Source organism: Lysinibacillus xylanilyticus, from assembly GCF_001183605.1.
Classification (GTDB): Bacteria; Bacillota; Bacilli; order Bacillales_A; family Planococcaceae; genus Lysinibacillus; species Lysinibacillus xylanilyticus.
Map to the genome: position 1 here is coordinate 544,692 of NZ_LFXJ01000005.1, position 14,361 is coordinate 559,052.

Genomic DNA, 14,361 nt, shown 5'->3' on the forward strand with positions numbered 1-14,361 from the left:
GCGTTTTTTCATGCTTTTTATTTATTGTTAGACCACCTGAACCATCGAGCATGACCATCAGGGCGTTCCATATTACGTATAGATTCTATCTCTCCTTGATCAATAAAATCTTGATGCAGTTGCATATCAAATAAATTGTTATAACAGTGGTAAAGAGGTCGTTCCATGCTGATCTCTTTTAACTGTTCAATTAATTTAAGGCGTAATTCCATTGGGATTTGATTGGCTACATGCGTATGATAAACAACTAACATCGCATCTTGATTAATATCTCTACTAATATCTTTTATAAGTTTAATGGCATCTCCTTTTATTAGCTGTAAATCGAGTCCTTTTAAAATAGGGAGTGCTCGATTTAACAAAAGTCTTCGCTCTTCATGCTCTGGCCAAATTAATGCTTGGAGCCATCGGAGCTCTTCCTCATTATGAATATCAATAGGATTTAAATCGATGCCAACTCGTTTACAAACCACTGGCGCATTTGTAATGGAAGCTGGAAGTGGTTCTCCTCGATTTTCTGAGGGCAAAACGAAATCGTTATTACAATTGTTTACGTGAAGTTGTTGGTTATAGCAATAATTGTATTGATCCATTCCAAGTTGAAGCCCTGCACTTGCACCGATCTCTATTAAAGCTAATGGTTTTTGGTGGCGTTCATAAATTTCTGTCATCATCGGATAAAGGTAAGAACAACGCCGAATTTCATTAGTCTGAACAAGTTTTTCTTGAAATAAAATCTTCAATTCTTCTGAATGAGATAAGACGAATGCTTTAAAAACAGGATACACTTCATTTATTGCATTTGGTGTTGTCGTTAAAGATGGATAAAAATTAACTAAATCGTCTTTTGATGATGACAGCAAATACTGAACCCCGGCTAATAATAAATTAGGAACAGGTTGTCCTTGAGGTATAAATGCGGCAACTTTTAGTATTTCATCATCGTCGGCAATCTTATTTGCTAAATGTTCATAGAGTGGACTTGAGTTTTCACATTCATCTTTTGCAAAAGTACGAAATTGCTTACTTAATTTAGCTAACATACGATTCTCCCCTTTGTGTAAAAGTAATCGATCTACTTTTAAGTTTATTATTATTGGATAATTTAGTAAATTAAATATAGTTAATGAAGTTGATTAAATACATTAATTGAAGGGGATGAGGAGATATTGGATTACAAATGGGTAAAGTCCTTTGTAGTAGCCGCTAAATCTTGTAATTTTCGAGTAGCCGCAGAAGAACTACATTTATCGCAGCCGAGTATTACAGTTCATATTCATCAGTTGGAACATTTCTTGAATGTAAAATTATTTAAACGTGAAAAGAATCGTGTGCAATTAACAGAGGCAGGGCAACTCTTTCTAATAGAAGCTCAGCAAATCATCCATCAATGGGATAAAAGTATTGAGCGCTTTAAGTTAGCAACAAAAGGGATTGAAGAAAAGCTTATTATTGCAATGACTCCATTAATGGTGGAAACGATAATGCCTCATGTTATTTATCAGTTTATCAATGAAAATCCCTCCATTGAAATATCGATTCTAGTGGAGGATTCAGCAAAAATTGAGGATTTAATAAATAGTGATAAGGCACATATTGGTATTTCTTTATTGCCAACACGTTATCGACATTGGCATCAAGAACTTCTTGTGGAGAGCCCTCTAGAATTGGTGATTCCCCTGGATGCTTTCGATGATGAGACCGGAGCATATATTGATTATGAGGAATTATTTCAAACCTACACTTTATTTACACACCATCATCCAACTATTTGGGGGGATTTATTACATAAACTTCAGGAAAAGTATGTAGTTACTAAGCAAGTGTCCGTATCCCAATCCTATGTGGTAAAGCGCTTAATAAAAGACGGATTAGGCATGTCATTTTTGCCACGAATGATTGTGAGAAGAGAGCGGATGGAAGGGAGGTTTAATATTGTTCCCTTCGATGAAATAGCTTTACCAAGTGTTCCTGTATATCTTTTTTATAAGGATTCAGTAAAGATTCCTGAAGAGTTATTATGTTTATTTCAGACGAGGGATTATTTATGATAATCGTCAACAATTTCGTAATTATTTATCTAGCTCATATCTTTATTAATGGTTCATATCAAAAGTAGGGAAGTCATTTTATAACCTATGCTATGTAAAGTTGATTGGAGTGGAGATTGGGCGACTCCTTGGGGATTAGCGATTTAGAGGACACTGGTCTAGGGCTAGCTATTGTCAAGCTACTTGCAGAAAAACTAGGTGGAAATGCAACGGCTAAAATAGAAAATGGAATGATTGAGTTTTTAGTGTGCTTAAAAAAGAATTTGCAATAGTAGTAATCAAGAGGCAAGCTTAGTGCATCTTGGCAATAACAATTGAAATTAAGAAGAAAAACCAATGTTATAACTACCTTAGAAATATAAATCTATAGGTAATTATGGTAAGTATAGTGATGATAGGGGGGATTTCGTAATTTTACTTACACCTAGAACATTATGAGTAAACGATATGAAAGCCGTTCCTAGTCACTCATCTATCGAGCGATTAGGAACGGCTTTGAATATACCCATTTTTGAAACAATTCAATAACCACATCCGCGAAACGTTTAGTGGTTATTACTTTTACAAATTAACCTTGCTGCGGTCATTCTCCTGATCCTGTGCCGGTTGCTCGGATTGTTCCGGTTGCTCCGACTGTGCTGGTTGCTCGGGCTGTTCGGATTGCTCCGATTGTGTCGGTTGTTCCTCCGACTGCTCTTTCTTCAATCCGATTTTTTTGCGAATAAATCCCCAAATAGCGCCGATGACCAGTACAAGCACGATCCCAAACTTCTTCAATAGAGGGATGAGCACTGCAAGCAAGCCGGCTTTTTTGGCAACCGCCAGACCCGCGCCTCCGAGAATTAATCCTGTCAAACCGAATTCAGCTACTTTATCGGTTTTTTTGTCAAAATCCTCATACCGCTGACCTTGCTTTAAGTTAAACTGCGACAGAATCTTGTTGTTAAACACTATACGATCGGCCTGCAAATTCGCCGGATCTGAAACGAGTATCGCAGAGATATAGCCTTCGCGGGATAGTATTCGCACATTGTAGTTAATAACACCGTTGTTCTGATAATCGTGCGCCAATAAAGACCACGACAAACTATGTAATTGGCTGTCGTAGAATGGAGCAACATCCCATTTATCAACAAATAACTGATTTTCAGGGCTTAACTCCTTATTCATTTCTTCCGTACCTTCTTTGTAGCTTTCTAACAAGGCATCAGCATCGATTTCCGCTTTCTCGTCGTCTTCTATATGTCCAGATTCTTCATATTCGAAATAAACGGCCCAAGTCTGATTTTCATCCTTTGGGAAAACCACGCCGATTTCTGACCCGCTTGGTTCCATTCCGCCCTGCTTTAGGTACTTTTTCGTATCTTCGGCATTAAGAAAAATAAAATCACTGCTTAACTCTAGTTCCGCTAAATTGGTCCCAACGTCAACTTTCTGTCCACCTTCTATCCAATTTAGCTCTTCTTCGGCGAATGCGGGAACCGCACACACCATCATAATTAAAGTCATAACAGATACTGATTTTAATAGTTTTGCAATTAACGATTTCAAAAATAACTTCCTCCCAAACCATGTCTTCCTACGCTGCGGACGACTTGTCCTTATTTCCTTTAAATAAATGAATGCCTACTAGGACGGCGCCGATACCTGCAATAGCAATTTCAACAAAGGTTTCGCCACCGCCAAAAATGTCGCCAAAAACGGTAAATAACTTAAATTGCAAACCGAATTGTGGCAGTATGAATGCCCCTAGTCCCAAAATTAAAAACACAATACCAGTACGTAACATAATTAACCCCCCTTAATATGGAAAAAAACACTTCTATAGATTATCTTATATCCCAAAATGTGGCAACCGTGTAAATAGTCATTAATTTTTTGTAGGAATTATGACCTATTAGTGATAAGATGGTATTTCTAGTGATTACGGATTATTGAGTTAATAATAATTCACCAACCAACTAACTAATATATAAATTAAATATTTGGCTTAATATTATAGGAAAAATAATTTGTACATATATGCGATTTCTTTTATAAATGAGGAAAGAAAAGAAATACCACAATTTCATGGTGATGGTGAGTATCAACATTGTAGGAAAGAGAGGAAGGTTAAGAACGAATCGAAACGTATTTATTTGGTATTAAAGGTTCAATGTGGGTATTGCGAATGGTAGAATATACTGTAATATTCATGATTTTTGTGGCAGACAGGAAGGTATCTTCGCCATCGTTCAAAAAGTAAAAAACAGCTTGTTGATTTATGCTAACAAGCTGTTTTCATTTCAATAAAGAGGATTTTTGTTTAATTTCTTCATTAATTGCCTTCAATAACGTCTCTATATTATCTGCAGTTATGACATAGCCGTTATTTTTACCAGCCTCGTACGTATTGCACAGGAGGTGTAACTTCTTCTCCTAAATCCTTGGCAGCATGAAGTGGCCAATATGGATCGCGCAGAAGAACGCGTGCTAGGAAAATTAAGTCAGCGCGATTGTTTTGTAAAATTTCCTCTGCTTGAATGGCTGTTGTAATAAGGCCGACTGCTCCAGTTGGAATATCGGCACCATGCTTGATTGCTTCAGCATGAGTTACTTGGTAGCCTGGAAAAACATTGATATGTGCTTGCACGACACCACCTGTAGAAACGTCCACTAAATCGATACCTTGTGTTTTCATCCAGCGACTGAAAATGGTAAAGTCTTCCATTGTTGTACCATCTTCTGCATAGTCTTCAGCGGAAACACGCACAAGCAAAGGACCTTCCCAAACACTACGAATAGCGTCGATAACTTGGCGCAATAATCGATAACGATTTTCTTGAGAGCCACCGTATTGGTCATTGCGTTTATTCGTTGCTGGTGATAAAAATTCACTAATTAAATAGCCGTGTGCTCCATGGATTTCAAGAACATCAAAGCCTGCTTTAGCTGCCCGGACAGCTGCTTGTTTAAATGCTTCTACAACATATTCGATGTCTTCTAATGTCATCACAGTTGGTGTTTTATAGGCATCACTAAATGCAATGGCTGATGGCGCAAATATTTCTCCATCTACAGTTGCTTTACGTCCTGCATGTGCAAGCTGTATGCCGGTTTTTGCTCCGTATGCTTTCATTCCTTGAACTAATTGACTTAAACCTTCGATATGAGCGTCATCCCAAATTCCAAGATCGTTACTAGAAATACGACCCTCAGGTACAACACCAGTAGCTTCGACAATGATTAAACCAACTTGACCAGCAGCTCGCGTTGCATAATGTACTTGGTGGAATGGTGTGACAAGCCCATCATCCTGCGCCGAGTACATACACATCGGTGCCATCACAACACGATTTTTTAAAGAAATATTTTGTAATTGGTAAGATTCAAATAATTTAGCCAAAATAAAGCCCCCTAATCCCTAGTGATATACTTTATTTTGCACACATTATTTACTATTTGCAAGTGAACGAGACCGAGCTTCTGCTTCTTTAATACATGCTTCAATGGCTTCATTAAATTGATATTGTTCAAGAGCTTTAATTCCAGCTTCTGTTGTACCGCCTGGACTTGTTACTTTACGGCGTAATACATCAGGCTCATCGACGGATTGTTTTAGCATTTCAGCAGTACCGGCTAGTGTTTGCGTCATTAATAGTCGTACTGTATCCTTCGAGAGACCGACTTTTGTACCAACCCGTTCAAATGCCTCCATTAAATAATAAATATAAGCTGGGCCACTCCCTGAAAGAGCCGTTACAGCATGTAATTGATCCTCATCCACCTCAATAACTGAACCGACGGCCTCTAAAAGCTGTAAGAAAAAGGAGCGCTGTTCTGCTGTTACTCTGTCATTAAATGCAATTCCACTTGCAGACATCCCAATAGTGGCAGAAGTGTTAGGCATAACGCGTGCAACTGGACGAGCACCTAAATGTTCTGTAATAGTAGTAATAGCAATTCCAGCTAAAATAGAAAGGACAGCTGATTGCTCTGTAATTTTAGGCTTTAGCTCACGCATCGCTGCAACGGCATCTTTAGGCTTCATTGCTAAAATGATTAAATCAGCCTGCTGATAAATATCTTGATCAAAATTGCAATTTACATCATATGTGTCGTGTAAAAAAAGTAAGCGTTCTTTGTCTGAGCGATTGGTGACGTAAATTTCTTGTGCCGTAAATACCTTTTTTTTAATCCAGCCCTGAATCAATGCCTCCGCCATACAGCCTGCACCAATAAATAGTATTTTTTTCATGAAAAAACCTCCAGTTCAAAATCAATTCCGCCTTGGCGTAATTGCCGCTGCCGCTACGCTTTCGCAACAGAAAACATTTGTAGCTGCCGCTTCGCTTTCGCAACAGAAAACATTTGTAGCTGCCGCTTCGCTTTCGCAACAGAAAACATTTGTAGCTGCCGCTTCACTTTCGCAACAGAAAACATTTGCCGCTGCCGCTTCGCTTTCGCTACCAAAACATTTGCCGCTGCCGCTTCGCTTTCGCTACCAAAACATTTGTTGCTGTCGCTTCACTTTCGCACAAAAAAGATCTACTGAATAAAGATAAAAAAGCGCTCTCGTCCTTATATAGAAGGACGAAAACGCTTTTGTTTCCGCGGTACCACCTTTGTTTGCCAATTGGCACAACTCATAGCCCTTTTATCGCAAGGGAGACGGTTATGTTTTCATAACTGCTCAGAAGTAGGTTCGGTAATGGGAGCGGGTGATGTCACTTTCAGCAAATGTAACACTCTCTAGGACACCTTCACCAATTACGTACTTGGCTTCATCAACGCACATAAATAATTAGATTATTCAAAATTATATTGATAATACGTCGACCTGTCAACAGGAGGGTGACGAAAAGAAGAAAAACTTGTAAAATAGAATGAATCGGTATTCACTAGTGGCATAAAAGGGGGAAACAGCTTTTGTCTATATACAAAATAGAAATACCAACACCCTATGAAGTAGGAGATGTGAATGCATTTGTTGTAAAGGGCGATGCATTGACAATTTTTGATGTTGGTCCAAAAACAATGGAAGCCTATGATGCGCTTAAATGGGGTATTCGTGCAGCAGGCTTTGACATGCGAGATATTGAACAGGTTGTGTTAACCCATCATCATCCAGATCATGCAGGTTGGGTGGATGCCTTTCCAAACGCAGAAATTTTAGGGCATGCCTATAACGATAAATGGCTTCGTCATGACGAGGATTTTTTACGTTACCATGTGCAGTTTTACAGTGAGCGCTTATTTGAGCACGGTGTTCCTCAACAATATATCCAGCCGAGTGTACATGTCCGCCGTGAAATAGAGCTTGTAGGGGAACGACCATTAACACAAATTCTTAACGATGGGGATGAAGTGCCAGGACATCCAGGATTAAAGGCTATTGAAACATTAGGACACGCACAAAGTCACTTAATCTTCTGGGATGAAAATACTCATGATGTAATTGGTGGAGATTTATTGCTTGAAAAAATAACGCCAAACCCGTTAATTGAGCCACCACTAGATCGTACATTAGGACGTACTAAATCGTTACTACAATATAATGAATCGCTCGAAACTTTGCGTCGATTACCCGTAAAAAAGATGTATACGGGACATGGTGCTGAGCTAGAGAATATTCCAGATTTAATTGATAAACGACGAGCACGCCAGCATCAGCAATCTTTGAAGGTTTGCGAATTATTTGGTGACGAATCATTAACCGCTGTACAAGTAACGAAGCGCTTTTACCCATCAATTTTTCAACGTCAGCTAGGTCTGACGTTATCTAAAACGCTCGGTTATTTAGATTACTTAGAGGCCAACAATTTCATTACATCTACAAAAACCGAAGAAGGTATCTATTTATTTCAAAGGAAGTAGGTTTAAATATGAACATGAATAAAAAGACTATCTTCGTTACAGGTGCAACTAGTGGTGTTGGACTGAAAATTACAGAAATATTAGTTACACAGGGTCATACGGTTTATGCAACAGGACGCAATACAGTGGCATTGAAAGCATTAGAACGCGTTGGTGCAAACGTGATCCAAGCAGATTTAACTAATTTATCTACAATCGATGAAGTATGTGCACAGCTACCACCTCTTGATGTTGCGATTTTATCTGCCGGGGTAGGTAAATTTGGCATTGCACCTGACTTATCAGATGAAGCTATTAGACAAATGGTAGAGCTAAATGTCAGTGTTCCGATGTATTTAGCAAAACGTCTAGCAGCACCTATGATACAACGTCAGCAAGGTCAGCTAATCTTCATCGGCTCACAGGCAGGAAAGGTAGCGACACCTAAGGCTAGTGTTTATGCTGCTACAAAGCATGCGATTGTCGGCTTTACGAATGGGCTTCGCATGGAACTGGCTCCGTATAATGTTAAAGTCACTGCGATACATCCAGGTCCAATTGATACACCATTTTTAGATAAGGCGAGTGATGAAAGTGGCTATCGCGAGTCTTTAGGAAGATTTTTATTAACAGCTGAAGAAGTGGCACAAGCTACTGTAAAAACGATCGAGCGCCCTGTCCGAGAGGTTAATTTACCAAGGATCATGGGGGTAACAAGCAAGCTGTATGCAATCGCACCTGCAACCGTTGAATTTTTAGGTAAATCATTTTTTAATAAAAAATAGGTTAATCAATTATGCCTTACAGAAAATAATTGTAACTGTCGTTTCACTTACGTTACAAAAAAACATTGCTGAAAGAAGTTAAACTGTAAACGTACTCAAGTAAAAAATTTGAGTGTGTTTACAGTTTTTTATTATAACGTTTATTATTTGCTCATCGTATGCCCCCTGAAGGCGCCCATCTTGAACGGAAATCACCCCCTCGTTTTGCCGGAGAATTATTTACTATCCTGAAATTTATATCATATACATTCATGTATTTAGTAAAAATTCGTTTTTCCGAGTAAAAATATTCATAGTTTGTAAAGGAGCAAAAAGTATTGAAGTGACTCACTTTTTACAATAAACATAAAAGTCTATAAATTTATAAAAATACACTTGCGCTTATTTTTATAACATGATACTATTCGTGTATAAACTTTTAAGTTGATGTATAAACATACATATCTTATAGATTAATTGGAGGCGTATTTTTTATGGCGAATAAAAAAGTAGTATTAGCATATTCAGGAGGTCTTGATACTTCTGTAGCAATTCCGTGGTTAAAAGAACAAGGTTGGGACGTTATTGCAGTTTGTCTTGACGTTGGTGAAGGTAAGGACCTTGAATTCGTAAAAAATAAAGCTCTTCAAGTAGGGGCGATTGAATCATATATGGTAGATGCGAAGGATGAGTTTGCTGAAGAATATGCATTAATCTCATTACAAGCTCATACTTGGTACGAACAAAAATATCCACTAGTATCGGCGCTTTCTCGTCCATTAATTTCTAAAAAATTAGTGGAAATTGCAAACCAAGTAGATGCGGACGCAGTAGCTCATGGTTGCACAGGTAAAGGTAATGACCAAGTTCGTTTCGAAGTTTCAATCAAAGCTTTAAATCCAGATTTAGAAGTGTTAGCACCTGTACGTGAGTGGGGCTGGAGCCGTGATGAGGAAATCGAATATGCAATGAAGCATGATGTACCGATTCCTGCAACGTTAGATTCGCCATTCTCTATTGACCAAAACTTATGGGGTCGTGCAAATGAAGCGGGCATAATGGAAGATCCATGGGTATCTCCACCAGAAGAAGCATACGGTTTAACAGTTTCTGTGGAAAATGCTCCAGATAAAGCGGAATACGTAGAAATTGAATTTGTTGCTGGTAAGCCAGTATCTTTAAACGGTAAAGAAATGAAGCTTGCTGATTTAATCCAAGAGCTAAATGCAGTAGCTGGAGCACACGGTGTTGGTCGTATCGATCACGTAGAAAACCGATTAGTTGGTATTAAATCTCGTGAAGTATATGAAATTCCAGGAGCAAAAGTGCTATTAACTGCTCATAAAGAGCTTGAGGACTTAACGCTTGTAAAAGAGTTAGCACACTTCAAGCCAGTCATTGAGAAAAAATTATCTGAATTAATTTATGATGGTTTATGGTTCTCTCCTTTACGTGTAGCACTGGAATCATTCCTTGCTGAATCACAAAAGTTTGTGAACGGAACTGTGCGCGTGAAGCTTTACAAAGGTCATGCAATTGTGGAAGGACGTAAATCTCCAAATTCACTTTATAGTGAAAAGCTAGCAACATATTCTAAAGAAGATCAATTCAACCATGCTTCAGCAGTTGGATTCATCGAATTATGGGGTCTTCCAACAGTAGTTAACTCTTCAGTAAATAAAAAATAATCTTTTGACAGCAGGGTGTAGTGTAGCATTAAACGTTGTACTGCACCTTTTTCAAAAAGAATGTAAGGAAAAGGTGAGCTGTTATGACAAAACTTTGGGGCGGACGTTTCCAAAAATCAGCAGAAGCATGGGTGGACGAGTTCGGCGCATCGATTGGCTTTGACCAACAGCTTGTTCTAGAAGACCTTGAAGGTAGCGTAGCGCATGTTACGATGCTTGGCGCAACAGGAATTTTACCAACTGCTGACGTAGAGGCAATTCTCAGTGGCCTTGCACAATTACAAGAAAAAGCAATCGCAGGAGAGCTTGAATTTACAGTTGCCAATGAAGATATTCATTTAAATCTGGAAAAAATGCTCATTGATTTAATTGGTCCTGTAGGTGGAAAGCTTCACACAGGCCGTAGCCGCAATGACCAAGTAGCAACGGATATGCATATTTTCTTGAAAAAACGTGTGAAGGAAGCAATCGGTTTAATTGAGACATTCCAAAAGACATTGCTTGAAAAAGCTGAGGAGCATGTAGAGACAATTGCTCCGGGCTATACACATTTACAACGTGCTCAACCAATCTCATTTGCCCATCATTTAATGGCCTATTTCTGGATGTTAGAGCGTGATAAACAACGCTTTACGGAGTCGCTTAAACGTATCGATATTCTGCCTTTAGGCGCAGGTGCGATGGCAGGGACAACTTTCCCAATCGACCGCTTAAAATCCGCGGAGCTTTTAGGCTTCAGCGAGGTTTATGCAAACTCTATGGATGCGGTAAGTGACCGTGATTTTATCGTTGAATTTTTAAGCAATTCATCATTATTAATGGCGCATTTATCTCGTTTTGCTGAGGAAATTATTTTATGGTCGACAGATGAATTCAAATTTATCGAATTAGATGATGCCTTCTCAACAGGTTCTTCTATTATGCCACAAAAGAAAAATCCTGATATGGCAGAGTTAATCCGTGGAAAAACGGGACGCGTTTACGGTAACTTAATGGGCTTATTAACCGTTCTTAAAGGAACACCATTAACGTACAACAAAGATATGCAGGAAGATAAAGAAGGTATGTTTGATACAGTCCATACAATTCTTGGTTCTCTAAAAATCTTTGAAGGTATGATTCGCACAATGTCAGTCAATACAGAGCGTTTGCACCAGGCAGTACACTCTGACTTCTCCAATGCTACGGAGCTTGCAGATTATCTAGCAACAAAAGGTATGCCTTTCCGTGAAGCACATGAAGTGACAGGAAAACTTGTATTCACATGTATTCAAAAGGGTATCTACTTATTAGATTTACCGCTTGAAGACATGAAAAAAGAAAGTGAGCTTATCGAAGCGGATATTTACGATGTATTAGCACCTGAAGCAGCCGTTCGTCGTCGTCATTCATTAGGTGGTACAGGATTTGATCAAGTAATAATCCAAATTGAAAAAGCAAAAGCTTGTCTTGTTTAACCATCTCCTTAGCGTGCATGTCCTTGTGACTTTTGCATAGATATTCATTAAAGCTGTCCAGTGAGGCACTATGAAAAACCATTTTCCTTTTTCGTTAGAGCTAGAGGGCGAAACGAAAAAGAGCCCCTTACATAGGTGAAGGACAATCCCCAATTCTGGAGACGCGGAATTGGGGTTTTTGTGTAAAGAAATAACAAAGGGAGGGATTTCAATGAATGAGCGTTTTTCAAAGGGGTACGAAACAATTAAACAGTATGTAACAAAGGAAGAAGCGGCGAGAATGCTTGAGGCAGATGCACTAGCTGACATCGCACCAGATTTACGCAAAATGATTATTGAATTTGCCTATGGTGATGTTTATTCTCGACCAGGGCTAGATGCAAAAAGCCGTGCACTTGTTGTCATTACAGCAGTAGTAACTCAAGGTGCTACCCCACAAACAAAAACACATATTAAACGAGGTCTACATGCAGGTTTGACACAGACAGAAATTGTGGAAGCATTATTACAATTAGTACCATACATTGGTTTTCCACGTGTCCAAAATGCTTTAACCATTGCGCAACAGGTTTTTAAAGAAGACGCCTAAAATAAAACTCTGCATTTTCGTGAAGTTTTATTCTTGAAGAAGCCACTGTTGTTAAAAATGCTCTTCACATGAATAAACACTTACGAAACGGTTCATATTAAGAGAGGAATCACTTATTAATCTAATGTGATTAGGAGGATGTAGAATGAGTAGTCAAACACCCAAAGACCAGGAATCTCAGGAAAGTCCGCCACAGTTGTATTAGGTGAGCTTCTAAAAAATCTTAAGTAATTTGGTGAGGCAGAGGATATTCTGTTTTGCTGTAGCTTAAGAAGAAGCAAAAAACAATACAGATATAATCAATAGAAATAAGTGTTCTTGGATCCAGAATTTTTCTGGGTCCTTTTTTATTTAACATTAATTGCCCTAAAACCCGATTGGTGAGAAGAGGAACGCACCGATTAATTATCACTTTATAGAAGAATTTGACTTTTTCAGAAAACTGTATTACTCTAAGTATGACAGATTTCTGTTTGGTGATAAGCGATACAGATTGGAGGGAGAAAATGAATATTCATTTAGATCCAAGCAGTGAATTACAGCTCTATAAACAGTTATCGAATCAGTTAATTGAGTTAATTGCTAAGGGAAAGCTAAAAAATGGTGACACATTACCTTCAGTTCGTTCAATGGCTTCGGATTTAGGTATTAATGTTAGCACAGTTAGTAAGAGCTATCATGAACTTGAAGAAAAAAGGTTAATCGAATTAAAGCCGAAAGCAAAGGCTATCATTATCGGTGGTCAAAAAAAAGAACTGGAAGAGACGGAAGTTGAAAAAGTAGAAAATGCATTAAAACCAATTATGGCAGAGGCCTTTGCACGTGGTCTCGAAAAAGATCAGATGACAAGTTTGTTTCATCGAATTTTAAAACAATGGAAGTAGGGGAAATATGCTTTTTATATTAAGCATCTTCATCTTTGCAGGGGTACTGGAAACAGTAACACCATATTTGTCGAGAAAAACAACAGTGTTTGGTGTGTCAATTCCAGAGCCCTATGTGCAACATCAGCAATTACAACTATTTAAAAAGCACTACAGCATGTTTGTAGGGAGCATCGCAGCTGCATTTCTTTTAGGCCAAATTTTACTATTATTGACGTCCATTCAGGAAGAGAAATTTGTTTTACTATCCTTTATATTCCTATGTGTCATGTTTCTCCTATCAGCTGCTCTTTCTATGTCTTATCATATAAAAATAAAAAAACTAAAAAAACAAGAAAATTGGGAGGCACATGTCAAAACTGTTTATGTGACGGATCTATCTTTACGTGATAGAGATGAAGTACTTTCACCTATATTTTTCGCATTACCAATTATTATCACGTTAGCGTTGATTACCTTTACCTATATGAATTACAATGCCATTCCGGATGTGTTTGCAACCCATTGGAATGCAGCAGGTGAGGCAGACGGTTGGACTGAAAAAACGTGGATCTCTGTAATTGTCATGCCACTTATTTTACTAGGGACACAAATTAGCTTATTCATTATAAGTTTTGGTATGAAAAGTGCCAAAATTCAATTGAGCGCACAGGCGAAAGAAGCTTCGGCCAATAGAGAGCTTACTCAGCGTAAATATGGCAGCTGGTATTTAGCGGCGATTAATTATAATATGACCATTCTTTTTGTTGTTTTACATTACACGACAGTGATTTTAAAAGATCAAACAGCTCCTTATTTCTTCCCTCTTTTTATTGTATCTATGATCGTTTCTTTAGGGGGACTTATCCTCTTCAATTGGAAATTAAGTAAAAGTAATGAGCGCTTTGATGATTTACATACAAACGAAACAGCTTCAGCCGATGATCGATACTGGAAATGGGGTATTTTTTATAGTAATAAAAATGACCCTTCACTATTAGTAGAAAAGAAATACGGTATTGGTTGGACTGTGAATATGGCGAATAAATGGAGCTATATCATTTTACTTGTCATATTTTTACCAATCTTGTTAGTCATTTTCATATAGAGGGAG

At 38.2% G+C, this 14,361-nt stretch carries 15 protein-coding genes; 10 read left to right on the forward strand and 5 right to left on the reverse strand.

Annotated elements, in window-relative coordinates:
- Positions 1 to 17: 17 nt before the first annotated feature.
- Positions 18 to 1,043: a DUF2332 domain-containing protein gene (locus ACZ11_RS05605; protein WP_049664391.1), complete on the reverse strand. Its 1,026-nt coding sequence runs from the start codon at positions 1,041 to 1,043 to the stop codon at positions 18 to 20.
- 126 nt (positions 1,044 to 1,169) lie between these two features.
- Between ACZ11_RS05605 and ACZ11_RS05610 the strand changes: the two genes are divergently transcribed.
- Both ACZ11_RS05610 and ACZ11_RS26190 read left to right on the forward strand, forming a co-directional pair.
- The gene (locus ACZ11_RS05610; protein WP_049664393.1) at positions 1,170 to 2,051 is read left to right on the forward strand and encodes a LysR family transcriptional regulator; all 882 of its coding nucleotides are present in this window, start codon (positions 1,170 to 1,172) and stop codon (positions 2,049 to 2,051) included.
- Positions 2,052 to 2,179: 128 nt separating this feature from the next.
- Entirely contained in the window at positions 2,180 to 2,323 is a 144-nt protein-coding gene (locus tag ACZ11_RS26190) for an ATP-binding protein (RefSeq protein WP_134008750.1), read from the forward strand.
- 289 nt (positions 2,324 to 2,612) lie between these two features.
- Here ACZ11_RS26190 and ACZ11_RS05615 read toward each other — a convergent pair whose 3' ends face one another.
- From ACZ11_RS05615 to proC, 4 genes are all read right to left on the reverse strand, one after another.
- Entirely contained in the window at positions 2,613 to 3,602 is a 990-nt protein-coding gene (locus ACZ11_RS05615) for a DUF2167 domain-containing protein (RefSeq protein ID WP_134008747.1), read from the reverse strand.
- A gap of 28 nt (positions 3,603 to 3,630) precedes the next feature.
- Complete coding sequence (locus ACZ11_RS05620) at positions 3,631 to 3,840, reverse strand: hypothetical protein (RefSeq protein WP_049664394.1); 210 nt, start codon at positions 3,838 to 3,840, stop codon at positions 3,631 to 3,633.
- Between the two features lie 585 nt (positions 3,841 to 4,425).
- Positions 4,426 to 5,436 (reverse strand): NADPH dehydrogenase NamA, encoded by a 1,011-nt coding sequence (gene namA / locus ACZ11_RS05625; RefSeq protein WP_049664396.1) that lies wholly within the window; start codon positions 5,434 to 5,436, stop codon positions 4,426 to 4,428.
- Between the two features lie 45 nt (positions 5,437 to 5,481).
- Entirely contained in the window at positions 5,482 to 6,288 is an 807-nt protein-coding gene (gene proC, locus ACZ11_RS05630; protein WP_049664398.1) for a pyrroline-5-carboxylate reductase, read from the reverse strand.
- Between proC and ACZ11_RS26195 the strand changes: the two genes are divergently transcribed.
- The 8 genes from ACZ11_RS26195 to ACZ11_RS05665 all read left to right on the forward strand — a co-directional run bounded on the left by ACZ11_RS26195 (position 6,287) and on the right by ACZ11_RS05665 (position 14,355).
- Complete coding sequence (locus tag ACZ11_RS26195; protein WP_161804438.1) at positions 6,287 to 6,589, forward strand: hypothetical protein; 303 nt, start codon at positions 6,287 to 6,289, stop codon at positions 6,587 to 6,589. The genes proC and ACZ11_RS26195 overlap by 2 nt on opposite strands.
- Positions 6,590 to 6,959: 370 nt before the next feature.
- The gene (locus ACZ11_RS05635; protein ID WP_049664399.1) at positions 6,960 to 7,907 is read left to right on the forward strand and encodes an MBL fold metallo-hydrolase; all 948 of its coding nucleotides are present in this window, start codon (positions 6,960 to 6,962) and stop codon (positions 7,905 to 7,907) included.
- 8 nt (positions 7,908 to 7,915) lie between these two features.
- Positions 7,916 to 8,671: an SDR family NAD(P)-dependent oxidoreductase gene (locus ACZ11_RS05640; RefSeq protein WP_049664401.1), complete on the forward strand. Its 756-nt coding sequence runs from the start codon at positions 7,916 to 7,918 to the stop codon at positions 8,669 to 8,671.
- Between the two features lie 473 nt (positions 8,672 to 9,144).
- Positions 9,145 to 10,338: an argininosuccinate synthase gene (locus ACZ11_RS05645; protein ID WP_049664402.1), complete on the forward strand. Its 1,194-nt coding sequence runs from the start codon at positions 9,145 to 9,147 to the stop codon at positions 10,336 to 10,338.
- 83 nt (positions 10,339 to 10,421) lie between these two features.
- Entirely contained in the window at positions 10,422 to 11,795 is a 1,374-nt protein-coding gene (argH, locus tag ACZ11_RS05650; RefSeq protein WP_049664404.1) for an argininosuccinate lyase, read from the forward strand.
- A 211-nt stretch (positions 11,796 to 12,006) separates the two neighbouring features.
- Entirely contained in the window at positions 12,007 to 12,384 is a 378-nt protein-coding gene (locus ACZ11_RS05655) for a carboxymuconolactone decarboxylase family protein (protein ID WP_049664405.1), read from the forward strand.
- 506 nt (positions 12,385 to 12,890) lie between these two features.
- On the forward strand, positions 12,891 to 13,268 hold the full coding sequence (locus ACZ11_RS05660) for a GntR family transcriptional regulator (protein WP_049664406.1): 378 nt from the start codon (positions 12,891 to 12,893) through the stop codon (positions 13,266 to 13,268).
- 7 nt (positions 13,269 to 13,275) lie between these two features.
- Positions 13,276 to 14,355: a DUF1648 domain-containing protein gene (locus ACZ11_RS05665; protein ID WP_049664408.1), complete on the forward strand. Its 1,080-nt coding sequence runs from the start codon at positions 13,276 to 13,278 to the stop codon at positions 14,353 to 14,355.
- Positions 14,356 to 14,361: the final 6 nt, after the last annotated feature.